This is a genomic window from Caldicellulosiruptor acetigenus (genome assembly GCF_026914305.1).
Lineage (GTDB): Bacteria > Bacillota > Thermoanaerobacteria > Caldicellulosiruptorales > Caldicellulosiruptoraceae > Caldicellulosiruptor > Caldicellulosiruptor acetigenus.
This window is the reverse complement of the sequence record NZ_CP113866.1, coordinates 1,228,760-1,254,045: the sequence shown is the minus strand read 5'-3', so window position 1 is coordinate 1,254,045 and position 25,286 is coordinate 1,228,760. Positions and strand designations below refer to the sequence as shown.

Genomic DNA, 25,286 nt, shown 5'->3' with positions numbered 1-25,286 from the left:
TCTAAATCACCTCGCCGTATAGCCAATGCTCTGCAGCTTCTAAAATCTTTACATTGACAAACTTAAACATAAACTCCTCAGGACACTTCACATTGACAACCTTGTTTGTTCTTGTTCTTCCAACAAGCAAGTTATTTCTTTTAGAACGACCGTCAATAAGAATTTCATACGTTTTGCCAAGCATTTGCCTGTTCTTTTTCAAAGCTATCTCTTCAACAAGTTTTACAAGCTGTTGAAATCTTTGGTGTTTTATATCATCTGGAACTTGATTGGGCATTTTTTCAGCTGGTGTTCCTCTTCTTTTCGAATAGATAAATGTATATGCAGAGTCAAACTCTACCTTTCTGCACACATCAAGGGTATCTTCAAAATCTTCATCCGTCTCTCCCGGAAAACCTACAATAATGTCAGTAGTAATTGCTATATCAGGAATATTTGTTTTAAGCTTTTCAACAAGTCTAAGATAGTCTTCTTTTGTATAGTGCCTGTTCATAGCCTTCAATATCCTTGTTGACCCTGACTGAACTGGCAGATGTATATGTTCACAGACCTTCTCCAAATCCCTCATAGCCACAATAAGCTCGTCTGACAAATCCTTGGGATGAGAAGTTACAAATCTAATCCTCTCAATTCCTTCTATTTCATTTACCTTTTCAAGTAGCTTCGGGAAAGTGATACCATTTCCTAAGTCTTTTCCATATGAATTAACATTTTGCCCCAAAAGAGTAACTTCTTTTACTCCATTTTGAGCAAGCTGTTCAATTTCATAGATAATCTCTTCAGGTCGCCTGCTTCTTTCTCTTCCTCTGACATATGGAACTATGCAATAAGAGCAAAAGTTGTTACATCCATAAATTATATTGACAAACGCGCTAACTCCTTGCCTTCTTGCAGTTGGAATTCCCTCAACAACCACATCCTCATCTTCCGAAACGTCAATAACGGTTTTTTTCTCAGTAATAGCAGTGTAAAGAAGCTGCGGAAATTTATGAAGACTTTTTGTGCCAAATATTATATCCAGAAATGGGAACAATTTTGCAAGTTTTTGCGCAACTTCAACCTGCTGTGGCATACATCCGCACACACCAATTATCAAATCAGGCTTTTTGTCCTTTAATCTCTTTAAAGGTCCAATATTTCCATATACTCTTGACTCTGCATGTTCTCGTACGCTACACGTGTTAAATATTATCAAGTCAGCTTCTTGGATGTTTTCAGTTTCAATGTATCCCATTGCATTGAGCATTCCAGCTAATTTTTCAGAATCATGAACGTTCATCTGACAGCCATATGTCACAATGTGATATTTCTTATTTTTGCCATTTGCAAGGTAATACTCTGTATTCATTTTTTCAATCTCTTCAACAAACCGTGCCTGTGTTCCAAAATCTATATAATAAATGCCTTTGTTTTCCAATTTTATCCCCCTCAAAACTTTTTATTTGACAAGCTTTATTATAGCATTTTATTTGTCAAATTATAATATCTTAAAGTCTCCCATTTTTTTCTTAATATTTCTTTAATACTTGGTGCACACTTCTTTATTGAAAGCAGAAACAAAAATCTTCTTCAACAAAAAGGGAGGAAAACTAAAATGCCAAGAAGAAAGAGACTTGTTCCAGAGGCAGCACCTCAGCTTGACAAATTAAAACAGGAAACTGCCAGCGAAGTTGGTGTAACTCTTGACAACTACAATCCTAATATCACTGCAAAACAAGCTGGAACTGTCGGTGGATATATGGTCAAAAAGATGATACAGGACTATCAAAACAGGGCAAAAAATCAGCAATGACAAGACGGGGAGGAAAGCCAAAACTTTCCTCCCCGTCATCTTAATAATTAATAGAATTAAATTATTACAATGCATATACCTCTTCAGCTGGAAGTATTTTTACATTGTTTTCTTTTAGCACTTCAATTGCCTCATCAGCTTTCTCTACTTTTAGTATAACAAGAGCCTGGTCACTAAGCTTACCAACAAAAGCGTACATGTACTCTATCCCTATGTCTTTTTTGTAGAGTATTTCAAGAACCTTTGCAAGCCCTCCTGGTTTGTCTTCCACAGCAATGGCAATTACATCTGTTGCTGAAACTGTAAACCCATTTTCTTTTAAAACCTGCAAGGCTAAATCAGGCTTGTTAACAATAAGCCTCAAGATACCAAAATCGGTTGTATCAGCAATTGACAAAGCTGAGATGTCTATATCGTGCTTACCTAATATCCCTGTCACTTCTGCAAGCCTGCCTGATTTGTTTTCCAAAAAAACTGAAATTTGCTTTACAAACATCCTAATTACCTCCTACAATCACAAACTTACCACTTTACCTATTATATAGATACCCAATTTTTTTAATTATATTTTTCTCTTGTCAATAACTCTTTTGGCCTTCCCTTCACTTCTTTCAATTGTCTTTGGTTCAACAAGTCGAACCTTTACAGAAATTCCAAGAGTCTCTTCAATAGCCTTTGTTATTTTCTTCTCAAGCTGCTCAAGCTTCTTGACCTCATCAGAAAACATTCTTTCAGAAACTTCTACCAAAACCTCAAGAACATCAAGATTGTTAACCCTGTCCACAATCAGCTGATAATGTGGCTCGACTTCACCCATCTCAAGCAGGACGCTTTCTATCTGAGATGGGAAGACATTGACACCTCGAATAATTATCATATCATCTGTTCTACCAATTACCTTTTCCATCCTTACTAATGTTCTTCCGCACTTGCACCTATCATAGTGAAGAGCAGTTATGTCTCGTGTTCTGTATCTTATAAGCGGAAGTCCTTCTTTTGTAATTGTGGTAAATACAAGCTCACCATATTCTCCCTCGCCTAAAACCTCACCTGTTTCTGGATTGATTATTTCTGGTAAGAAATGGTCTTCATTTATATGCATTCCACACTGATATTCACATTCAAACGAAACCCCGGGTCCAATTATTTCTGAAAGACCGTATATATCGTATGCCTTGATATTCAATTTTGATTCTATTTCTTTTCGCATGTTTTCCGACCACGGCTCTGCACCAAATACCCCTGACTTTAGCTTAAGCTGAGATTTGTCAATTCCCATCTCTTCCATAGTCTCAGCAAGATAGAGAGCATATGAAGGTGTGCAAGCCAAAACTGTTGTTCCAAAATCCACCATAATCTGTATCTGTCTTCTCGTATTTCCAGATGAAATTGGTATTACTGATGCACCAATCCGCTCTGCCCCGTAGTGAACACCAAGCCCACCTGTGAAAAGACCATAGCCATATGCTATCTGGACAAACGAATGTTTGTCTGCTCCAGCTGCCACAAGTGTCCTTGCCATAACCTCAGACCAAATACCAATATCATGTTTTGTGTATCCGACAACAGTAGGTTTGCCTGTTGTTCCAGAAGAAGCATGAATTCTTACAATTTCGCTCAAAGGTACTGCAAAAAGCCCATACGGATAGTTATCACGCAAGTCCTGTTTTGTAGTAAATGGAAGTTTTTTTAGGTCGTCCAAGTTCTTTATGTCTTCAGGAATAATGCCACGCTCTTGCATCTTTTTCCTGTAATACGGCACACTGGTATATACTCTTTTCACAGTTTCAACAAGTCTTTTAAGCTGAATCTCTTGCAAAGTACTTCTGTCCATGCACTCCATATGTTCATCCCAATATCTCATCTTCACTTTTCCACCTCACACATTTCTATTCTTCTACCAAGCTCAAATGCTTTTAAATTAATTTCAATAAACTCTTTTTTTACATTCCTCTCTATAGACTTTTTAAATAAAGCCTCATCTATATCCAAAAACCTGCTAAAAAATCCCAGCATCAAGGTGTTTTGAACCCTTGAATTTCCCAGAGAAGAAAGTAGCTTTTTTACCTCAATCTTGTAAGCCCTCACACCAATCTCTTGCAAGATTCCTTCCACATCAGGATATTCATATGCACCTGTTATTACACTAACAGGAGGAATTTCATAGTCAGAGTATATTAAAGTTCCCTCTTTTTTGAGATATCCAAGCCATCTGAGTGCTTCTAACTTTTCAAACGCTAAAATGAAGTCTGCTTGTGCAATATCAACAAGAGGCGAGAAGACCTTTTCAGCCGCCTTAACATATGTAACCACACTTCCACCTCTTTGTGCCATACCATGAACTTCAGAAATCTTAACATCATAGCCTGAATTTAACAAAACTTCTCCTAATATTTTGCTAAACAGGATATTGCCCTGACCACCCACACCAACAACTAAAATATTAAGTCCTCTTTTCATGCAATCACTGCTCCTTTTGACTTGAAATTGCGCCAAATTTACATACATCCTCACACATACCGCACGCAAGACACAAATTTTCATCAATGGTAGGTTTCTCTTTTATTGATATTGCAGGACAGCCCAAGCTCAAGCACACTTTGCAATTTTTACATTTTTCAAAATCAACATACCTTTTTGAAATAGAAAACTTATATCTTCGATGAAGCCTGCAAGGCGCTTTTGCAATCACAACCTTCACACCTGAAATGTCTAAAAGCTTTCTTATTTTCTCTAAATTCTCATTTATTTTATAAGGATTTATCTCTTCTACCACCGAACATCCCAAAACTTTGCAAAGAGCTGCTAAGTCGAGTTTATAAGTCTGCTCTCCTTTTATTGTATACCCTGTTGCAGGATGGTCTTGGTGTCCTGTCATTCCAGTTGTTGAGTTGTCCAAAATCATAACAAGTATGTCAGAGCCATTGTACACAGCATCAACAATACCTGTTATTCCTGAGTGAACAAAGGTAGAATCTCCAATCACTGCGATAACTTTTTGCTTTTTATCTGATGCATTTGATATTCCGTGCGCCATTCCAATACTTGCACCCATGCAAACGCAACTGTCCATTGCATTAAAAGGAGATAGTGCCCCTAAAGTGTAACATCCAATATCCCCTGTGATGATAACATCTTTTAGCCTGCTTAAAACATAAAAAATTCCTCTGTGGGGACACCCAGGACAGAGCACAGGAAGCCTTGGTGCAAGCTTTTGTTCTACTTTGTATGGAAGTTCAATTTCTTTGTTCTCCACTGCCTTTTTTATAAATGATGGCGAATATTCTCCTGTCAATTTAAAAATTTCTTTTCCTACAATATTGTTTATCCCCATCGCTTTTATGTTCTCTTCCAAAAATGGGTCAAGCTCTTCCACCACATACACCTTTTCAAATTGAGAACAAAAATCTTTTATTAGTCTTTCTGGAAGTGGCCAAACCATGCCAAGTTTCAAAACCCATGCATCAGGATAAGCTTCTTTGACATACTGGTAAGCTATTCCTGAGGCAATGAAAGCCATTTTCTGTGTTCCTTGTTCAATCTTGTTGATTTCAATTGTCTCTGAAAATTCTTTTAATCTTTTTAATCTTTTTTCTACAAATTCATGGCGTGGACGGGCCATTGCAGGCATCATGACATACTTTTGTATATCTTTTTTGTATTCAAACAATACTTCTTCTCGCTGTCCTTCTTCTACAACAGATTGAGAATGAGCAACTCTTGTGGTAAGACGCAAAATTACAGGAGTATCAAACTTTTCGCTTATCTCAAAACCAATCTTGACAAAATCAATACATTCCTGACTATCAGATGGCTCTAATACAGGCACTTTGGCTGCTTTTGCTATATTTCTGGTATCTTGCTCGTTTTGGGACGAATGCATGCCTGGGTCGTCCGCAACAGCTATCAAAAGCCCGGCATTTACTCCTGTATAAGATGCAGTAAAAAGAGGGTCTGCTGCCACATTCAAGCCTACATGTTTCATTGAACAGATGGCACGCTTGCCATAAATAGACGCACCAATTGCAACTTCAAGCGCTACCTTCTCGTTTGGCGCCCATTCACAATAGATTTCATCATACTGGGCTATTGCCTCTGTAATCTCTGTTGAAGGTGTGCCAGGGTAAGCTGTTGCAACCTTAACTCCTGCTTCATAACATCCTCTGGCAACAGCAAAATTTCCAAGCAAAAGCTTTTTCAATTTATCTCAGCCTCCATTACTTTCAATTGGTTTTATTTCTCAAATCAATTACTCTTTTTGCCTTTCCAGTAGTTCTTTCAAGAGTTTTTGGTTCAACAAGTTTTACCTTAACATTTAATCCCAATACAGTAAATATCCTGTGCTTTATCTTGTTTTCTAATTTCTCAAGTTCAGCATATCTTTCCAAAAGTTTTCCATCAACAAGCTCTACATGAACTTCTAAATCATCCAAATATCCTTTCTTTGTGACAACAAGTTGATAGTGAGGACCTATACCTTCAATTCCCATTAGAACACTTTCTATCTGAGAGGGAAATACATTGACACCTCGGATTATTAGCATATCATCTGTTCTTCCTTTAACAGATGTCATTCTCACATTTGTCCTTCCGCACTTGCAGGGCTCATATATAAGTGAGGTGATATCCCTTGTTCTGTATCTTATAAGAGGCATACCTTCTTTTGTAATGGTTGTCAATACAAGCTCTCCTGTTTCTCCTTCTTCAAGAACCTCTCCTGTGTCGGGCTTTATTATCTCAGGATAGAAATGGTCTTCATTTATATGTAATCCTTCTCTATATTCACATTCACCAGAAACTCCTGGTCCAATTATTTCTGAAAGGCCATAATTCTCTGTTGCAAAAAGTCCCCACTTCTTTTCAATCTCTCTTCTCATCTCAACTGTTGAAGCTTCTGCACCAAAAAGACCCAATCTTAGTTTTATCTTTGACTTATCGATGCCAAGCTCGCTTGCAACCTCGTCCATGTAAAGTGCATAAGATGGTGTACATACCAAAACTGTAGCTCCAAAATCCTGCATAACCATAAGCTGCTTTTCAGTATTGCCACTTGAAATTGGAATTACTGTAGCACCAACCCTTTCCAAACCCTGGTGAAGCCCAAACGCACCAGTAAAAAGTCCGTAACCAAAGGCAATCTGAGCAATATCATGTTCTCTGACACCTGCTGCTGTGACTATTCTTGCAACAACCTCTGTCCACACTTCCATGTCATGTTTTGTATATCCTACAACTGTGGGCTTACCTGTTGTGCCTGAGGAAGCGTGAATTCTAACAATTTTTGAAAGAGGAACGGTAAAAAGACCGTACGGATAATTTTCTCTCAGGTCATCCTTAGTTGTGAATGGAAGAAGACGAATATCTTTTAAAGTCTTGATGTGATGTGGTTTTACTCCTATCTCATCAAATTTTTTGCGGTAAAAAGGAACATTTTCATAAACCCTTTCTACCGTTCTTTTGAGTCTTTCAAGCTGCAGTTCTTCATACTGTTTTCTATTGAGTTTTTCATATTCAGACCATATCATCCCGACCTACCATCCTTCCTACCTTTTATGTATAAATTCAAGTATGCAAAAACCACAAACTTATTAAGTATTATATTTTAATATCTTATCTTTTTCAAGCAAAAAACTAAAAAAAAAGACCATGTCAAACCTCACAAAATGTTTGACATGGCTTTATCTTACTATAACAAACTTTCCATTTTCAATATCTATATCAATACTGTCACCTTCAACAATTGTACCTTTTAAAATCTCTCTTGCTATAAGAGTTTCAACATTTTTTTGCAAGAACCTTTTTATTGGCCTTGCACCAAAGTTTACATCAAAGGCATTTTCCATAACAAACTCTTTTGCTCTTTGTGTCAGCCTTATTGAAATTCCTTTTTCTATTAGCTTCTGCTGGATTTCTGCAACTCGAAGGTCAATAATTTTTATAATCTGCTCTTTTGTGAGAGGTTTGAAGATTATAATCTCGTCAAGCCTGTTTAAAAACTCTGGTCTAAAATGTAATTTTAATTCTCTATCTATTAGTTTCCGTGTCTCTTCATCTATTTCACCATTTGAAATTTTGGCATTCAAAAGATACTCACTTCCCAAGTTAGAGGTCATTATTATTATTGTATTTTTAAAATCCACAGTTCTGCCCTTAGAATCAGTAAGCCTTCCATCATCCATTATCTGAAGAAGAATATTAAAAACATCTCTATGAGCTTTTTCTATCTCGTCAAAAAGCACAACAGAATAAGGTTTTGTTCTAACAGCTTCTGTGAGCTGGCCTCCTTCTTCATATCCTACATATCCTGGTGGTGCTCCAATCAAGCGTGAAACTGAGTGTTTTTCCATATACTCTGTCATGTCAATTCTTATCATATTGTTTTCAGAGTCAAACAGAGCTTCAGCTAACGCTCTTGCAAGTTCTGTTTTACCAACACCAGTTGGACCTAAGAACAAGAAGGTACCTATTGGTTTTCTCGGGTCTTTTATTCCAGCTCGTGCTCTCATTATTGCATTGCACACAGCTTCAATTGCTTCATCCTGACCAACAACACGTCTGTGCAAAATTTTGTCAAGCTCTAAAATCTTTTGCCTTTCTGTCTCTACAAGCTTTGCAACAGGAATTCCTGTCCACTTTGATACAATCTTTGCAATCTCCTCTTCTGTTACTTCCTCTTTTAAAAGTCTTTTTTCTGGTGGTATTTTTTCTAACTCCTGACGTTTTCTATCTAAAGCTTTTTGCAGCTCTATGAGCTTGCCATATTTCAGCTCAGAAAGTCTATTTAGGTCATAGTTTCTTTCAGCCTCTTCAATTTGAATCTTAACATTTTCAATCTCTTCTTTGATTCTTCTTACCTCTTTTATCAGCTCTTTTTCATACTCCCATTGAGCTGAAAGCTCATCTGCCCTGCTTTGAAGCTGCGCAATTTCCTTTTCAATCTCCTCTATGCGCTGTTTTGCACTCGGGTTCTCTTCTTTTTGCAAAACATTCTTTTCAATCCTCAGCTGCATAATTTTCCTTGTAATTTCATCCAGTTCTGTAGGCATAGAGTCTATCTCTGTTCTCAAAAGTGCAGCTGCCTCGTCAATCAAGTCGATTGCTTTGTCAGGTAAGAACCTATCTGAAATATATCTGTCCGAAAGCTTTGCTGCTGCAATTAAAGCATCATCTGTGATTCGTACTCCGTGATGGATTTCGAATCTCTCTTTAAGCCCTCGCAAAATGGAAATGGTATCTTCAACAGATGGAGGATTTACTAAAACAGGCTGAAATCTTCTCTCAAGTGCAGCATCCTTTTCTATATATTTTCTATATTCGTCAATTGTTGTTGCACCGATACAATGCAGTTCTCCTCTTGCCAGCATGGGCTTTAAAAGGTTTCCTGCATCCATAGCACCTTCTGCTCTTCCTGCTCCAACTATGTTGTGTATCTCATCAATAAAAAGTATTATTCTTCCTTCAGAAGCAATGATTTCATTTAAAACAGCTTTCAGCCTTTCTTCAAACTCTCCTCTGTATTTTGCACCTGCAATGAGGGCACCCAAATCAAGAGCAAAAATTGTCTTGTCTTTAAGCCCCTCTGGAACATCTCCTTTTACAATTCTTTGTGCAAGCCCTTCAACAATAGCAGTCTTACCAACTCCAGGTTCACCAATCAAAACAGGGTTATTTTTTGTCCTGCGCGAAAGTATTTGAATAACTCTTCTTATCTCTTCATCTCTTCCAATTACAGGGTCAAGCTTGCCTTTTCTTGCAAGTTCGGTAAGGTCCCGTCCATACTTTTTTAAAACCTCATAAACTTCCTCGGGGTTAGGATTTGTTATTCTTTGATTTCCTCTAATTTTATAAAGCTGTTGCAAAAATTTTTCGCGTGTAATTCCATATTTTCTGAATATGCTCTTAGAAGAAGGGGTATCTGAGTCTATCATAGCTAAATAAACATGCTCAACACTTATATACTCATCCTTGAATTTTCTTGCTTCTTCTTCAGCTTTGATTAAAATTTCGTTTACATATCTACTTACGTATACTGTTGAAGCACCAGGCCCGTATACCATTGGAATTTTTTTGAGTTGTTCTTCAATATCTCTTTTATAAAGCTCTGTGTCAATACCCATGTTTTTGAGAATCTTTGCTACAAGTTTATCATCTTCATTCACAAGCGCATAATGAAGATGCTCTGGACCTATTTCCTGATGTTTGTAAACAATAGCTGTATTTTGAGCATCTAAAAGAGCTGTTTGAAGACTTTGAGTAAATCTTTCCATATTCATCTCGAATCAACACCTCACGTAAAAAGTATATAAAGGACAGTATAAAACAATCAGGGAAGGTCTTTGCCTTCCCTGAGAACTTGCTTATTCTATATCAATTGTTCTTACATTTGGTTTCGAAGGTTTTTCTTTTGGAAGTACTATTCTCAAGATTCCGTCCTCGTATTTTGCTTTGATACCATCTTCTTTTACATTGTCAAGATAGAATGTTCGGGAAAATGCACCATATCTTCTTTCTCGTCTTATAAAGTTTTCTCTCTCTTCTTTTTCTTCTTTCTTTGTCTCTGCCTTTATTGTAAGTTTGTTGTCATAAAGCTCTATCTTGATGTCCTCTTTTTTGACCCCTGGAAGCTCTGCTTCTATAATATACTCATTTTCAGTCTCCTTAATGTCAGTCCTCATGAATCTTGTACCTTTCTCAAAAGGAGCAAAGAAATCTTCAAACCAGTCATCAATGTCAAAAAACTCTCTTTCAATCTTTCTCATAATGTCAAATGGTCTTCTGCCAAATGGAACTAAGTCTCTGAGCATCTCGCATCACCCTCCTCTTTTCCATTTTTTATTTTTAGGGCGATTTTTGATTTTGACTATCTTTGACTTTCAATTACTATTATATACTTTTTCCTCTTTCTTTCAATTTTCAAATTTGCTCAAAATCGACGATTTTCTGTGATTTTTCTTACTCTATCTATATTTTTCTCACTCTCTCTCAAGATTATTCTATCTTTTCTGTTAAAAGCTTCTGAAGCTCTTCTATAAAGGTATTTATATCCTTAAACTGCCTGTAAACAGAAGCAAACCTCACATATGAAATCTCATCAATCTTCTTGAGCTTTTCCATAACCATCTCACCAATTTCTCTTGACGATATCTCCTCGCGCATAGAATTATAAATCTCATTCTCAATTTCATCTACAATCTTATTCATCTGCTCAATAGAGACAGGTCTTTTCTGGCAAGCTTTTATAATTCCATTTAAGATTTTATTCCTGTCAAACTCTTCTCTCCTATTATCTTTTTTAATAACTAAAATGGGCTGCCTTTCTACTTTCTCATATGTGGTAAACCTTTTCTGACACTTTAAACATTCACGTCTTCTCTTTATAATTCTACCCTCATCAGTTGGTCGAGTATCAACAACCTTGCTATCTTCATATCCACAAAATGGACATCTCATACTTTCATCTCCAATTCCTGATTATATACTACTGTACAATTTTTACCACTGCTTTTTGCCCTGTACATGGCAACATCTGCACATTTGATAAGGTCCTTTACATTGTCAGCATGCAAAGGATAAGAAGCAATACCAAAGCTAACAGTAACTCTTGTTTGAATCAAATTATCTTCTATTGTTTCACTTTCAATAGCTCTTCTTATTCTTTCAACCACCTTATAGGCTTCATTGCTTTCAAGATGATTAAATACTATTATAAATTCTTCACCACCATAGCGTGCAACAATATCACCTTTTCGCACTTTTTCTTTTGCTATTTTAACTATTGTCTGCAATACCTTATCACCAAATAAATGACCATAGGTATCATTTAGCTTTTTAAAGTTGTCAACATCAAAAAGAGCAATGCTCACTGGATATCTTCCGGCAGATGCTTGAATCTCTCTTTCCAAGACTTCATAAAGATATATTCTATTGAAAGCACCTGTCAGCCCATCAACCATGGCCATTGATCTCATCTGCTGATACAAGCTGGAGTTTTCCAGGGCAATTGAAACTTGTGCAGCAATGGATGTTAAAAATCTAAGATTGTCTTCTGTAAACACATCTTCAAATATATGTTCAAGTAATATTATTCCATACTTGTCATTCTTTGTTGCTAATGAGGCATACATTATGGATTTTGTAGCTCTTCCGTTTATAAACGGACAGTCCTCACTGCTTACCTTATTTCTATAACCATTTTCACAATTTAACGCAACACTTTTGAGCCACTCTATATTCTCCTGTTTAAAACTTTCTTTTTGCTCGCTTTCTGGAAGATTAGAGAATGCTACATAAAGCTCTGTTTTGTCTTTATTAAATAACAATATCGAGCTTTTGTCAACACCAGTGACACCAATTAAAACATCATTAACAAACTTTAGAAGCTCATTTGTGTCAAGTATTTGTGTTATTATTTTACTAATTTCCTGAAGATTAAAAAACTCCCCCAGTGAAATATTGAGTCTTTTGTTAATCTCCTTTAAATAGCCTATTTCTCTTTCCAATTCTTTGATTTTTGCGTCTTTTGCCTCACTAAGTTGCTGCTGTTTTTTCAAATTTTCTTCGTATTGTTTTAGCTTTATATTAATTTCATTAGTTTGGCTTTTTTCAAAGAGTTCAAGCTTGTTAGACGAAGAAATCAAAAAAGTGTAAAATAGGATATAAAATAGGTTTCTCAAATCTTCGCTGTTTATATTGTTGGTAACAAAATCGAGAAATATAAAAAATGTATATGAAAAAATTAAGACTATTGCTACCTGCCTTAAGCCTTTTATATTTACTCTTTCAATGTAAAACAGGAATACAAGCGATATGACAAACATCAAATCAAAAAGCCTCTCATATCCGAAAAAGAATACAAGATTTACAACCTCAAAAAATTTCAGATACCTAAAGACTTCCTCACTAATCTGTCCATCTTTATTAAAAAGCCATGTTTTGAATACATTGTAACCTGCTGAGATAAACAAAAATATTAGAGGAACAAGCCACTGTGAAAAAGAAAGAGCTTCTATGGCGGGTGAAAATAATAGTTTATCAAAAAGTAAGTACACTGCTATTGCCAAAATTAAAAACCATGAAATTTTTATGTATTCTCTTTCAATTGCTATTTTTTCAGTGCTCACAAGCCTTCCTCCCATTTATAACAATCTATTGTCTTCAAGTAACAACTTTTTTTTTTTTTTTTTTTTTTTCATTTATGTTATATATTTACATTTACCAAAAATACAGCTCAAGTATACTTTTATTTTATTATATTACATCTCACAAGCTCTGTCTATAAAAAGAAGTGACAAACCTTTGAAGGGAATCAATGGAATAATTGTATAAAGTGAAGCTTGAAATTCTAAAACAAAAAACCCGTTAGACAACAAATGTCTAACGGGTCTATTTTCATTTTATCCCATTCAACTTATACCTTCTCACACGTTATATGGTGCGGATGGGGGGATTTGAACCCCCATGGGGAGAGCCCCACAAGATCCTGAGTCTTGCGCGTCTGCCAATTCCGCCACATCCGCAAAACTTTACTCTTTCTTTAATATATTTTAAGCTATTACCACATGGTCTGTCAATAACATTATTTTGGATTCAATCAAGCTTTTTTGAAAATTTCTTTACAGAAGCCAGCAGGAGAAGTATTCCAAGAAACACTAATACCAATACTTCTTTCCAAAGTTGTTCAACTCCTACTCCTTTTAAAACAATTCCACGCAAAATTATAAGAAAATAAGTAAGAGGAACAAAATTACCCAAAAACCTTATCACAGATGGCATTGCTTCTCTTGGAAACATAAAACCTGAAAGTAGAACGCTTGGAAGTAAAAACAAAAGTGCAAGTTGCATTGCCTGAAGCTGGGTTTTCGAAATAGAAGAGATAAGTATTCCAATCATAAGAGCACACAGAACAAATTCCAGTCCAAAGAGCAAAAGTAATAATATACTGCCTCTTACTGGCACTTTAAACCAGGTAACACCAAATAATAGCGCCACCAAAAAATCTCCAAATCCAAGAAATATATAAGGTATAAGCTTACCCAATATCAGTTCAATTGATTTTATAGGTGTTACAATCAGCTGTTCAATAGTTCCCTTTTCTCTTTCCCTCACAATAGCAAAGGCAGTAAGTATAATTGTTATGTTCTGCATTATCAAACCCATAAGTCCGGGTATTGTAAAAAGTTCGCTTTTCATTGAAGGATTGTACTTGACTCTTGTTCTTAAATCAATAATAGGCTTATTTTGCATACTTTGGTTATACATATTTTGTATTGTTAAAATACCACTTGTAAATACTGTCTTTGCTATTGTTGGGTCTGTACCATCGACAATGAATAAAACTTGTGGACTTCTTTTTTGTTTTAGCTTTGTAGAAAAATCTGAAGGAATAATCAGAGCAGCTTTAATTTTTCCACTGTCAAGCCACTCATCAATTTCTTTCTGATTCTGTGCAAACAAATTTGGCTTAAAATACCTGGTATTCCTAAGTTTTTGAATAATTTCTCTGCTTTCAAGTGTATTTGATATATCAAGTATGCCGATTACAACATTCTCTATATCCATTTTAACAGCGTATCCAAAGAGCATAAGCATAATAAACGGTGCTACAAATGCCAAAACAAAACTTGCTTTGTCTCTTTTTATTTGAATAAATTCTTTTTTAGCAATAGCAAAGAACCTTCTTGCTGAAAATCCTCTCATAGCAAACTAACACCTCTTTTTGAACACTTTTACTCAGAAAATACCTTCACAAAGACATCCTCTATGCTGTCAGACATATACTTTTTCTTTACATTATAAGGCGTGTCAATTTCTTTTAAAATTCCATTGAACATAAAAGCAACAATATCACACCTTTCTGCCTCGTCCATATAATGGGTTGTTACAAGCACTGTCACACCGCTGTTTGAAAAAAATTTTATCATTTCCCAATATTCCTTTCTTGAAATGGGGTCAACTCCTGCTGTGGGCTCATCCAAAATCAGGATTTGCGGGTTGTGCAGTGTGGCACATGCAAAAGCAAGCTTTTGTTTCATTCCGCCGGATAAGGTACCGACTTGAGACTTTTCTCTACCTTCAAATTTGAAGAGCTTTACAAGTTGTTTCTTTTTTGCCTCAATTTCGTTTTTTGAAAGGCCATACACAGCTCCATAAAAATTGATGTTCTCTTCAATCGTCAAATCCTCATACAAACTAAATTTTTGAGAAACATACCCAATATTTTGTCTTACCTCTTCAGGGTATTTTGAAACATCCTTCCCAAGAACTTCAACATAACCCTCTGTAGCTCTTAATACTCCGCAGATTATTTTTATAGTTGTAGTTTTCCCAGAGCCATTAGGGCCAAGCAGTCCAAAAATACAACCCTTTGGCACCTCAAATGAAATATTATTCACCGCAACAAAGCTACCGAATTTCTTTGTAAGTCTTTCAATTTTTATAGCCTTGTCCAAATTAACCTTCACCTACCTTTCTGAAAATGATTTATAAAATTACATCCACAATCATCCCAGGCTTGAGTATCTCTTTATTCTTTGTAATGCTTATCTTTACCATAAAAACCATTTTTTGTTTTTCATCTTTTGTTTCTACATTCCGCGGAGTGAATTCAGCTTTATCAGAAATATACGCAATCTTTCCATATGCTATCTGGCCACTCTCAGAAGCAATACTCACTTCTTTCCCTATATTTACCTTTCCAAGCTTGGTCGAGGGTACATAAATTTTAAGGTAGTATTGGGCAAGAGAAATTTGAGCTACAAAACTACCAGGTCCAATAAATTGACCTTCTTCAACGCCCTTTATCGAAATAATACCATCTGCTGGTGAAATGATGGTGGCTTTTTTTAGATTTTCCTCACAAAGTTTCAAGTTTCCTTCTGCTATCTTTACATATTCCATAGCTTGCGAATAATTCTTTTGAGCAATTTCAACTGATATTGCATATATTGACTTGTCTTCAGGCATTACAGTCTCGTTTTTTACCATTTGAAGCTGAACTTCAAGAGAATTAATTTGATGTGCCAAACTTTCGTTTTGCGCCTCCAAGGAATTCAGCTGAAATTTTAGTTCGGTCAAAGCTTTAATCATTTCAGGGTTTGAAACCCTAACAGCTTTTAAATCTTCAATAGCTTGGCGAAGCAGAGAAATGTTCTTTTCATTGCCTGCCTTAAGTTCTTTCAGTTGAAAGATACTTTCTTTCAACTGCTCTAACTGATATTTAGATGGCTTTTTGCTTACAAGAGCATATTTTAATTTCGCAATTTCAAGGTTTTCTTTTGCAATTTCAGAAGAAATCTTTGCAACTTCAAGATTGTACAAAGCCAAGTTTTTCTGAATTTCCAAAATGCCACTATCTAGTTTGGCTATTACATCTCCTCTTTTTACTTTAGAACCTTCCTCAACATACACCTTTTCAACTCTGCCGGCAATTTCACTATTTACATCTATGCTTTTTACCTCAACTGTCGACGAATAAATATCTTCATCATTTTTTGCTTTACATCCTGTCAATAAAAACAAAAAAATTATACAAAAAGATGCCAACAAAACCAATTTTGTTTTGTTTTTTATACTTGCCATTTTTTACTCCTCCCCAATTGCTTTTTTGAATACCAAAAGTACATTGTTAATCTCTCTATCCAGTTCATCTTCAGAAGTCTCAATTCCCAAAATGTATTTTTGAATAAAAAAAGTTAACACTGTACCTATCATTACCCTTGAAAGGCCTTTTGCCATATCAGAACTGATACCAGCTTTTTGCATAAGTATTCTTTCAATAAGCTGCTTTGCTTGACAGGTTTTGGGTACCATTTTTTCACTTACCTCTTTTTTTAAGAGGTCATTGTATTGTATTTCAATCAACACAACTTTGAAAATATCAATATTTTTTTCTGCCATCTCAAGTCTTTCACGTATTAATGACTTTATAAAATCTGGAGTTTTAAAAGCCATACTCTTTTTAATATTTTCTTTTAATGGTAAAAGAGCAACCTGGCTTAAAATCTCTGTCAATCCTGCTTTAATAACCTCTTTGAGAAGGGTTTCTTTGTTTTTGAAATATTTAAAAAGTGTGGCCTCAGAAACTCCTGCCTCCTTTGCTATTTGAGCTGTGGTTGTAGCAGCATAACCATTTTGAGAAATAAGCTTTATAGCTGCTTGAATTATCTTATATTTTGTTACTTCACTCTTTTTCACTAATTTCTCACCACCCTTTATTTAGTAAGTACTTACTCACTTTTTATTATAAATTAAAAGATTGGGAATGTCAATTTCAAAAAACGAAACATCACATTTGAAATTGTGGTGAAAAAGGATAAGAAATATATTGAAAAGATCGTATAAAATAAATAAAAGGGCCTTTTAAAAAGCCCTATTTTCCTTTTTTATTTGGTGACCCCGAGGGGATTCGAACCCCTGTTACAGGCGTGAAAGGCCTGTGTCTTAACCACTTGACCACGGGGCCATACTTCTTATTACATAAAATGGTGGCGGCGAACGGATTCGAACCGCTGACACTGCGGGTATGAACCGCATGCTCTAGCCAACTGAGCTACGCCGCCATCTTTGATATTTTAAAATTTTTGGTTGCGGGGGGAGGATTTGAACCTCCGACCTTCGGGTTATGAGCCCGACGAGCTACCAGCTGCTCCACCCCGCGACATCTGGTGCCGGAAACCGGACTTGAACCGGTACGACCTTATTCAGGTCCCAGGATTTTAAGTCCTGTGCGTCTGCCAGTTCCGCCACTCCGGCATCGCAATTATATATTTTAATGATTTCACTTGCTTTTGTCAAGATATTTTTCTCTTGGTGCGGGTAGAGGGACTTGAACCCCCACGGCTGTTGCCACTAGATCCTAAGTCTAGCGCGTCTGCCAATTCCGCCATACCCGCTTGTTTTTGCGTATTATATTTTAGCACAAGCTTTCTTCTTTGTCAAATGTAAAGGTTTTTGCTCCGAACACCTGTCTTAATCCTTGCTATTGTTTTATGAGGTGTTCGGAGCAAATAAAAACTTTATTTTATATACACATATATCTTCCTTCTCCTTGGACCATCAAACTCACAAAAGAACACTCCTTGCCATGTACCAAGCATCATTTCACCGTTTCGAATTATAATATTAACAGATGAACCTATCAAGCTTGCCTTTATATGCGCATCAGAATTCCCCTCACTGTGGCTATAGCCATTGTTCGCCGGCACTAACTTTTCAAGTTGTTTTTTTATATCACTTACAACCGACGGGTCAGCATGCTCATTGATTGTAATACCTGCAGTTGTATGTGGAACAAATACTGTCATTAGTCCTTCTTCGATATTAGACTGTCTAACAATTTCTTTTAGCTTACTTGTAATATCAACAAAGTCCACCCTGTCTTTTGTTCTTATCTCAATTTCCCTAAACAAATCAGAAATTCCCTCCCGTATTATTTTCTTTGGTATTTATCCCAGTGAAGTATCGAAGATAGTGGCTTTTTATTTCTCACAGGTTCTTCATCAGCATAACCTATTGCAATGAGCGCACAAAGTTCTAAATTGTCTGGAACGTTTAGCAGCTTCTTGACATCTTCTGAATGCTCCTTTTTATAGCTTGCAACCCAACAGCTGCCAAGTCCTAAAGCTTTTGCAGCCACTAAAATATATGTGGTCGCCGCTGACATATCTTCTAAAATATATTCGAAATCTTTCTCATAAAGCACAGCAACACAGCACGAAGCATCTTCTATGAATCTGCCATATCGGGCTTTTTGAGCAATTCGTCTTTTAATGTTTTCATCTGTTACTACAACAAATTCCCAGCCTTCATTTCCTCTTGCAGTAGGTGCAAATCTTGCAGCATCAATTATCTTTTCAATAACTTCTCTGTCAATAGCCATATTCTTTTTATATTTCCTGATACTTCTTCGAGACTTTAAAACTTCTAACATATCCATAGACATCTCAAAATATCTCTCCTTTCTTACTCATCTTTTTTATCACTAAAACTTACCAAATTGTCTAAGTATCTTTTTAACTTTTGTCTTGCCAAAAGTACCACTTCTTCAAACTTTTTGCCTGTCAAAATCTCAACAGCTTCATCGATTGTTTTTACTGCCCAGATGTGAAAATTTTCTTTTCTAACTTCTTCTACCACCTCGTCACACAATACCAAATTTTTTATATTTTGATGTGGGATTATAACACCCTGCTTGCCATTTAAACCTTTTTTCTTGCAAACATAATAAAAACCCTCTATCTTTTTTGTCACACCACCAACAGGCTGAATCACTCCCTTTTGGTTTACAGAACCTGTTATTGCTATTCCCTGATAGATGGGCACATCACTTAAGGCTGAAAGCAGGGCACAAAGTTCAGCTGCTGATGCAGAATCACCTTCAATGCCAGAATATAGCTGTTCAAAACATATAGTTGCATTTAACGTAAGTGGCATATCTTGGGCAAACAGCTGTGAAATATAGCCTGAGATAATTAAAATACCTTTGCTATGAGTTTTTCCAGACATTTGTACTTCACGTTCAATATTTATTATACCACTTCTTCCGCTACTTGTGGCAACTGTTATTAAAGAAGGTTTGCCAAAAACATAGTCACCAACATCCAGAATTGCAAGAGCATTTATTTGGCCAGACTTATAGCCATCCACATCAACTAAAATAGTACCTTCCTCAATCATCTGGTTTATTTTTTCTTCATATTTTGCGCTTCTGTATTCTTTTTCACAAATTGCTTTGCTCACATGTTCCTTCTTCACCACATTACTTCTTTCCAGTTCAGCCCAGGTGTTAGCTTCTGCCAATATCTCAACAATTTCATTAAACCGCGTTGAAAGCTTTTCCTGGTTCTCAACAAGTCTGCAGGAATATTCAATTACCTTCTCAACGGCATCCTTGGAAAATGGCAATGCATTTTCTTTTTTACAAAATGAACTAATAAACTGAATCATCTTATAGAGATTATCTTGATTGTAATCCATTTCGCTGTCAAAATCAGCTTTAATCTTGAAAAGCTTTTTAAAATCTTCATCGTATGTGTATAGGATGTTATAAATATATTCACTGCCAATTAAAATAACCTTTAAATCAACTGGTATAGGTTCTGGTTTTAAAGAAGGGGTTATAAAAAGTCCATAAATATCTTTTAGATTTTCAATGTATATCTGACCTGTTTTTAGTACTCTTTTCAAGGCTTCCCATGCCTGTGGATAGCTTAGCAAATCTTTTGCCTGAAGGATGAGATATCCTCCGTTTGCTCTGTGAATTGCTCCCGCCTTGATTTTTGTGTAGTCTGTAACAAGGATGTTGCCCATCTCGCTATCATATTCAATTTTACCTATGAGATTGTAATAGGTTGGATTTACTTCATAAACAACAGGCGCACCCTCTAATTCCGAATTGTCAACAATAACATTGACCTTATATTTATCAAGTCTTGACATCTTTTTATACGGAACAAATTGAAAAGGTAAAGATGTATCCTCCTCTTCTTTGTCCAAAAAATCGTCAAGGTTTTCAATTATGTCATCTGTCACACTATCAATATAGTCCAAAATTTTTTTGTTATCTTTATACTTGCTTCTGATTTCATATACATAATGACTTATCGTAAAGACGGCTATCCTCTTTTGTAGTTCTTTTATTCTTTCTTTCAACTCTTTTTCAAGAATCTTTATTTTCTTTAGAACTTCTTGAGTTTCAAGTTGAAGCTTCTTGACTTTTTTTTCTATTTCATCTCTGATAGTCTTTTCTAACTCAGGATATTCCTCTTCTGAAATAGCCCTCCCATTTACAATAGGAATGAAATACACACCGCTTGGAGTGTACTTTATCTCAAAATCATATTCTCTTGCTTCTTCAGCTAACCTATCTAAAAGCTGTGTCCTCTTTTCCTGGTACTCATTGTAGATATTGTTTTTGTCATTTTCGTATTCCTCACTGTTAAAAACCTTCTTCAAATCATTAATTACAAACTCTAAAAAATCTGCCATATCTTTCTTAAAAACTTTGCCCATTCCCTTCGGCAGAGATATTGCAATAGGCGAGTCAGGATTGGCAAAATTATAAACATAAACCCAGTCGTTCGGAGCAGGTTTGTTTTTTGCTATCTCCTTTAAATAATTTTCGGCAAAACTTGTCTTACCTGTACCTGTGGGACCACACATGTAAATGTTGTATCCTTTTGTGGTAACGCTCAGTCCAAACTCAAATGCTCTTTTGGCTCTTTCTTGACCAATTATTGTTGTCAAAGGTTCTATCTCGTTTGTGTTTTTAAATTCAAAATTGGATAAATCTACATTCTTTTTTAATTTATCTGGTGTAAGCTTCATAAACTTTTCACTCCATCTTTCTAGTTTTACTTTAAAAATTTTATACCCATTTTTTCGATATTTATTCTTTTTTATAAAAACAACTTTGTTGTTGTTAGAAAGAGAAAAAGGCTGTAAAATAAATGTTATGAACCATTTTAAAACTGGTAACTATTAAAAATAAAAAATATAAGGAGTTAGATGCTAATGAGAAACGAAAAGATATACATGATTCCTGTCAATGATGCTTTTTCAGTAAATTGTGAATGTGCTTTTTGTTACCTTGAAAATAATTTCGAAAAACAATGCATTGAAATTGTGCTCGGTGAAAGTGTTATGGAGGTTGATGCAAGGATAGAAACTAACAAAAAAGGTTTTTGCAGAAGGCATTTTCACATGCTGCTCGAACAAAAAAATAAGCTTCCTTATGGCCTTATATTGGAAACTCACCTTAATGAAATAAAAAAACATCTTGAAAAACTTATATATTCCAATTTCTCAGCGGCAACGTTGCAGCAAAAAGACGGATTTATAAAAAAACTTCTTGGTAATCAAAATTTGAACAAAAACAAATTGACAGATCTAATCCAATACTTAGAAAACCTCTCTGTCCAGTGCGTTATCTGTGAAAGAATTCAAGCAAGAATGAAAAATTATTTTGAAGTATTCTTTTTCATGTGGAAAAACCAGAAAGATTTTCAGCAAAAAGTTCTTTCTTCAAAAGGATTTTGCCTACATCATTTCAATGAACTTTTGAAGTATTCTTTAAATTGTTTGTCCGGAAAAGAACTCAACAATTTTGCCGAAAAAATTTGTAAAATTGAGCTTGATAATCTCTCTCGAATTTATACAAACGTTTGTGACTTTAATAAACAGTTTGACTATCGAAATGCCAATAATACTGTGACTGAAGAGATAAGAAACTCTCTTTTGAATGCTACTGAAAAACTTGGAAAATACAAGTAAAAGTATTTTTACACCTGTACTCCTTTTGCAATGATGTGAATGTACTCTACATTTATTGAGGTATAATATTCTATCTCCTCTTTTATCTCCCTTTGTATTCCTTCAAGTGCAGATTTTATGTTGCAACCAAATTTTAATATAACCTCAATCTTTATATACAACAGATTATTTTTGATAGCAAGGTCAATTGAAAGTATCTTAGCAATATCATTGCTTTTTTTGAGTACTCTGCGAACATACGCAATCAAGACATTTTCTGAAATAGTATATTCACCCAAATAGCTAAAGGTAGGTCTTACTATAGTCTTTTCAGCAACAATATAATCGTTGAGGTTTATTCTTTTAAAAAGCTTTAAAGGATATATCAGCAAACCAGAAAAGTCCTTTTTTATTTCAAAAGTTGGAACAGGTACAACGTGTTTTCCTTCTTTATTTCGCATGGTTATTGCTTTTTTTATCTCAAAGTCGCTCGAAACCTCTTTGATATCAACAAACCTTTCAATAGTTCCCAATTCTAATCTTTTTGCTATCATCTGTGCCATTTGCTTGGATGTAGCTAAGATTAAAATAGAATCAATGTTCAAATCTTTTATTGCCTTTTTCACTTCATTTGCATGATCATCTTCCATAAAAAGCGCTCTTCTTACTGAAGCCAAATATGTAGGTTCTTTCTTTGCAGACTTTCCTGCAACAAGCTTTGAGTTGTAAACCAAAATACCGTCGTCTATTATAGCACTTGCTCCCAGCATCTTCGCAACCACTATTGCCTTATAGCTTTTACCTGTACCACTTGGTCCAACTAAAGCATACACTTTCACAGCCTCACAACCTTTTCAAAAAGTTTTAAAACCTTTCAAAAGATATTTTACTACCAATACCCCTTCTCTACAATAGCCTCCGCAATCAGAAGGTCTTCTTTTGTTGTTATTTTGAAATTTATGCTACTATTTTCAATTATCTTAGGCTTTATACCCATCAACTCAACATACTGAAGGTCATCTGTAAACAACTCATTTTTAACCATCTCATATCCTCTATATATTAAATCAAACTTAAAAACTTGAGGGGTTTGTATCAAACATATATTAGACCGTGGCAATGTATTTTGAATGTGACCATCCACTACAAACTTTACAGTATCCTTTGCCAAAATGCCAGGCGCAACTGCAAAATGAGTCTCAACCTCAGCAATTAATTTTTCCAGAAGCTCTAAAGTAATAAAAGGTCTTGCAGCATCGTGGATTGCAACAATATCACACTCACCTTTTAAAATCTCCAATCCTCTTTTTACAGTGTCTGCTCTCTCTTTCCCACCATAATCCCAGGAAATAACCTTGCTGAATTTATTTTTTAAACATCTTGCAATATCTTCAAAACCTTGAGGTACAAGCAGCACAACTCCATCAATAAAATGTGATTTTTCAAACACTTCAAGAGAATATTCAATTATCATTTTGCCCTTTAAAAATAAAAATTGTTTGGGGGTATCCCCCCCAAACCTTGTGCCTTTACCTGCCGCACACAAAATAGCGCATGTTTTCACTCTTTTCCCTCCACTTACTCTACCATATCAGGATAGTACATTCTCCATGATGTCCAGCCACCGCTCATATTCCAACAATCAAAACCATTTGCTTTTAAAATCAAACATCCATGATATGACCTAAATCCCACACCACAGTAAACAATAATCTTCTTGTCCTTTGGAAGTTCGTTTAGTCTGTTTCTAAGCTCATCTACAGGAATATTCACTGCTCCCTTTATATGTCCAAACTCGTACTCTTCTGGTGTTCTTACATCTAAGATAAGATACTCTGGATTATCAAGAAGCTCAAATACTCTGTCAGGCAAAATATTTTTAACCTCTCCACGTATTATATTAGAAGCTGTCATGCCAGCCATTATAACAGGGTCTTTTGCAGATGAAAATGGCGGTGCATATACAAGGTCAAGATTTTCTAGGTCAAATACTGTCAAACCTGCATATATTGCAGTTGCAATAACATCAGCTCTTTTGTCAACTCCTTCTTTTCCAATAACCTGTGCACCATAAATTCTGCCAGTTGAGTTGTCAAATATAAGTTTTATTGTCAGCTGCTTGCCGCCTGGATAGTAACCAGCATGATGAAGAGGATGAACAGTTGTTACGTTATAATCAAGTCCTTGGTCTTTACACTCAGCTTCGCTAAGTCCAACCTTCGCCAAAGCCCAGTCAAATACCTTGATAATAGAACTGCCTATTACTCCTTTGAATTCCAAGTTTCCGCCTGCTGCATTGCACCCAGCAACTCTTCCCTGCTTGTTTGCAGGTCCTGCCAAAGGAATCCATACATTTTTGCCTGTGATAATACTTTTTACTTCAACTGCATCGCCGGCTGCATAAATGTCAGGGTCAGAGGTCTGCATCTTGTTATTTACCACAATTCCCCTGTTCACTTCAAGGCCTGCTTCTCTTGCAAGCTCAACATTTGGTATCACACCTGCTGTCTGAAAAACAACATTGCATTCTACCTCTTCGCCATTTGAAAGTTTTAACCTCTTTGCAACCCCGTCAACAACATCTGCATCAACCACAGATACCCCAGTTTTCACATCAATACCTTTTTCTTTTAACGTATACACAACAGGGTTTGTCATCTCTTTGTCAAACTGAGGCAAAATAGAACTTTTTAGTTCAACAATGGTACAATCCACACCCAGAAGATTTAGCTGCTCGGCAAGTTCCATGCCAATATAGCCAGCTCCAATTACAACTGCTTTTTTAACTGGAGCTGCAGAGAAAGCCTCTTTTATTTTATCAACGTCGTAGAGTGTAAAACATGTGTAAGAGTTTTTGCAATCTTTCAAAAAAGGCAAAACAAAAGGCCTTGCACCTGTTGCAATGATAAGCTTGTCATAGCTTTCTTCATATGTTGTATTATTTCTTTTGTCTAAAACTGTCACAGTCTTCCTATTTCTGTTGATTTTCGTAACCTGGGATAACGTGCGAACATCAATGTTATATCTTTTCCTGAACAGCTCTTCTCTTACAACAAGCAAGCTATCTCTTTTTGGGATTGTTCCACCAACATAGTACGGAAGACCGCAGTTTGCAAATGATACATACTCTCCCTGCTCAAGCAGTACAATCTGAGCATGTTCGTTTGTTCTTCTGGCTTTTGTGGCTGCAGATGCTCCAGCTGCAACTCCACCGATTATAACAATTTTCATTTGTTTGTCATTCCCC

At 35.8% G+C, this 25,286-nt stretch carries 22 protein-coding genes and 6 tRNA genes; 2 read left to right on the top strand and 26 right to left on the bottom strand.

All coding sequences use genetic code 11. The features are described from left to right. Position 1: 1 nt before the first annotated feature. Positions 2–1,417, bottom strand: a complete 1,416-nt coding sequence (miaB, locus tag OTK01_RS06200; RefSeq protein ID WP_029227695.1) for a tRNA (N6-isopentenyl adenosine(37)-C2)-methylthiotransferase MiaB — start codon at positions 1,415–1,417, stop codon at positions 2–4. Between the two features lie 177 nt (positions 1,418–1,594). Here miaB and OTK01_RS06195 point away from each other — a divergent pair, with 177 nt between their 5' ends. Further along, the gene (locus tag OTK01_RS06195; protein ID WP_013403131.1) at positions 1,595–1,792 is read left to right on the top strand and encodes an alpha/beta-type small acid-soluble spore protein; all 198 of its coding nucleotides are present in this window, start codon (positions 1,595–1,597) and stop codon (positions 1,790–1,792) included. A gap of 64 nt (positions 1,793–1,856) precedes the next feature. Here OTK01_RS06195 and OTK01_RS06190 read toward each other — a convergent pair whose 3' ends face one another. From OTK01_RS06190 to OTK01_RS06085, 22 genes are all read right to left on the bottom strand, one after another. Then, positions 1,857–2,288 (bottom strand): ACT domain-containing protein, encoded by a 432-nt coding sequence (locus OTK01_RS06190; RefSeq protein WP_013430180.1) that lies wholly within the window; start codon positions 2,286–2,288, stop codon positions 1,857–1,859. 66 nt (positions 2,289–2,354) lie between these two features. Then, positions 2,355–3,656, bottom strand: a complete 1,302-nt coding sequence (locus tag OTK01_RS06185; RefSeq protein WP_014042337.1) for a phenylacetate--CoA ligase family protein — start codon at positions 3,654–3,656, stop codon at positions 2,355–2,357. Between the two features lie 2 nt (positions 3,657–3,658). Continuing rightward, positions 3,659–4,252, bottom strand: a complete 594-nt coding sequence (locus tag OTK01_RS06180; RefSeq protein WP_013432765.1) for an indolepyruvate oxidoreductase subunit beta — start codon at positions 4,250–4,252, stop codon at positions 3,659–3,661. A gap of 4 nt (positions 4,253–4,256) precedes the next feature. Then, positions 4,257–5,993: an indolepyruvate ferredoxin oxidoreductase subunit alpha gene (gene iorA / locus OTK01_RS06175; RefSeq protein WP_029227696.1), complete on the bottom strand. Its 1,737-nt coding sequence runs from the start codon at positions 5,991–5,993 to the stop codon at positions 4,257–4,259. Between the two features lie 22 nt (positions 5,994–6,015). After that, on the bottom strand, positions 6,016–7,317 hold the full coding sequence (locus OTK01_RS06170; RefSeq protein ID WP_013432767.1) for a phenylacetate--CoA ligase family protein: 1,302 nt from the start codon (positions 7,315–7,317) through the stop codon (positions 6,016–6,018). A gap of 153 nt (positions 7,318–7,470) precedes the next feature. Further along, a complete protein-coding gene (gene clpB / locus OTK01_RS06165) occupies positions 7,471–10,065 on the bottom strand; it encodes an ATP-dependent chaperone ClpB (RefSeq protein WP_029227697.1) in 2,595 nt (864 codons plus the stop codon). Between the two features lie 84 nt (positions 10,066–10,149). Continuing rightward, positions 10,150–10,596, bottom strand: a complete 447-nt coding sequence (locus OTK01_RS06160) for an Hsp20/alpha crystallin family protein (protein ID WP_013432769.1) — start codon at positions 10,594–10,596, stop codon at positions 10,150–10,152. Positions 10,597–10,780: 184 nt separating this feature from the next. Continuing rightward, positions 10,781–11,242, bottom strand: coding sequence for a transcriptional regulator NrdR (gene nrdR / locus OTK01_RS06155; protein WP_013432770.1), 462 nt, complete (start codon positions 11,240–11,242; stop codon positions 10,781–10,783). Further along, a complete protein-coding gene (locus tag OTK01_RS06150; protein WP_029227698.1) occupies positions 11,239–12,912 on the bottom strand; it encodes a sensor domain-containing diguanylate cyclase in 1,674 nt (557 codons plus the stop codon). The genes nrdR and OTK01_RS06150 overlap by 4 nt, the downstream gene beginning before the upstream one ends. Positions 12,913–13,221: 309 nt before the next feature. Continuing rightward, positions 13,222–13,308, bottom strand: a tRNA-Leu gene (locus OTK01_RS06145). A 70-nt stretch (positions 13,309–13,378) separates the two neighbouring features. Beyond that, on the bottom strand, positions 13,379–14,488 hold the full coding sequence (locus OTK01_RS06140) for an ABC transporter permease (RefSeq protein ID WP_029228840.1): 1,110 nt from the start codon (positions 14,486–14,488) through the stop codon (positions 13,379–13,381). A gap of 29 nt (positions 14,489–14,517) precedes the next feature. Beyond that, positions 14,518–15,240: an ABC transporter ATP-binding protein gene (locus OTK01_RS06135; protein WP_029228841.1), complete on the bottom strand. Its 723-nt coding sequence runs from the start codon at positions 15,238–15,240 to the stop codon at positions 14,518–14,520. A gap of 31 nt (positions 15,241–15,271) precedes the next feature. After that, positions 15,272–16,369, bottom strand: a complete 1,098-nt coding sequence (locus tag OTK01_RS06130; protein WP_029228842.1) for an HlyD family secretion protein — start codon at positions 16,367–16,369, stop codon at positions 15,272–15,274. Between the two features lie 3 nt (positions 16,370–16,372). Further along, positions 16,373–16,984 carry a TetR/AcrR family transcriptional regulator gene (locus OTK01_RS06125; protein ID WP_029228843.1) on the bottom strand — a complete coding sequence of 204 codons (612 nt, stop codon included), beginning with the start codon at positions 16,982–16,984 and terminating at the stop codon, positions 16,373–16,375. Positions 16,985–17,177: 193 nt separating this feature from the next. Continuing rightward, positions 17,178–17,252 (bottom strand) — tRNA-Glu (locus OTK01_RS06120). Positions 17,253–17,272: 20 nt separating this feature from the next. Beyond that, a tRNA-Met gene (locus tag OTK01_RS06115) sits at positions 17,273–17,349 on the bottom strand. A 22-nt stretch (positions 17,350–17,371) separates the two neighbouring features. Continuing rightward, positions 17,372–17,447, bottom strand: a tRNA-Met gene (locus OTK01_RS06110). A 5-nt stretch (positions 17,448–17,452) separates the two neighbouring features. Further along, a tRNA-Leu gene (locus OTK01_RS06105) sits at positions 17,453–17,542 on the bottom strand. Between the two features lie 55 nt (positions 17,543–17,597). After that, positions 17,598–17,682: transfer RNA gene (locus OTK01_RS06100), tRNA-Leu, on the bottom strand. Between the two features lie 123 nt (positions 17,683–17,805). Further along, positions 17,806–18,198: a secondary thiamine-phosphate synthase enzyme YjbQ gene (locus OTK01_RS06095; RefSeq protein WP_013430170.1), complete on the bottom strand. Its 393-nt coding sequence runs from the start codon at positions 18,196–18,198 to the stop codon at positions 17,806–17,808. Positions 18,199–18,218: 20 nt separating this feature from the next. Beyond that, on the bottom strand, positions 18,219–18,731 hold the full coding sequence (locus tag OTK01_RS06090; RefSeq protein ID WP_029228844.1) for a nitroreductase family protein: 513 nt from the start codon (positions 18,729–18,731) through the stop codon (positions 18,219–18,221). 20 nt (positions 18,732–18,751) lie between these two features. Next, positions 18,752–21,115, bottom strand: coding sequence for an ATP-binding protein (locus OTK01_RS06085; RefSeq protein ID WP_029228845.1), 2,364 nt, complete (start codon positions 21,113–21,115; stop codon positions 18,752–18,754). A 186-nt stretch (positions 21,116–21,301) separates the two neighbouring features. Between OTK01_RS06085 and OTK01_RS06080 the strand changes: the two genes are divergently transcribed. Continuing rightward, a complete protein-coding gene (locus tag OTK01_RS06080) occupies positions 21,302–22,060 on the top strand; it encodes a DUF6062 family protein (RefSeq protein WP_029228846.1) in 759 nt (252 codons plus the stop codon). 8 nt (positions 22,061–22,068) lie between these two features. Here OTK01_RS06080 and OTK01_RS06075 read toward each other — a convergent pair whose 3' ends face one another. Genes OTK01_RS06075 through OTK01_RS06060 form a run of 3 tightly spaced genes read right to left on the bottom strand, consistent with a single transcriptional unit; the run spans position 22,069 to position 25,270 of the window. Beyond that, positions 22,069–22,872: an Asp23/Gls24 family envelope stress response protein gene (locus OTK01_RS06075; protein ID WP_014042379.1), complete on the bottom strand. Its 804-nt coding sequence runs from the start codon at positions 22,870–22,872 to the stop codon at positions 22,069–22,071. Positions 22,873–22,928: 56 nt separating this feature from the next. Beyond that, positions 22,929–23,603: a 2-C-methyl-D-erythritol 4-phosphate cytidylyltransferase gene (ispD, locus tag OTK01_RS06070; protein WP_029228848.1), complete on the bottom strand. Its 675-nt coding sequence runs from the start codon at positions 23,601–23,603 to the stop codon at positions 22,929–22,931. A gap of 14 nt (positions 23,604–23,617) precedes the next feature. Continuing rightward, a complete protein-coding gene (locus OTK01_RS06060) occupies positions 23,618–25,270 on the bottom strand; it encodes an FAD-dependent oxidoreductase (RefSeq protein WP_029228849.1) in 1,653 nt (550 codons plus the stop codon). Positions 25,271–25,286: the final 16 nt, after the last annotated feature.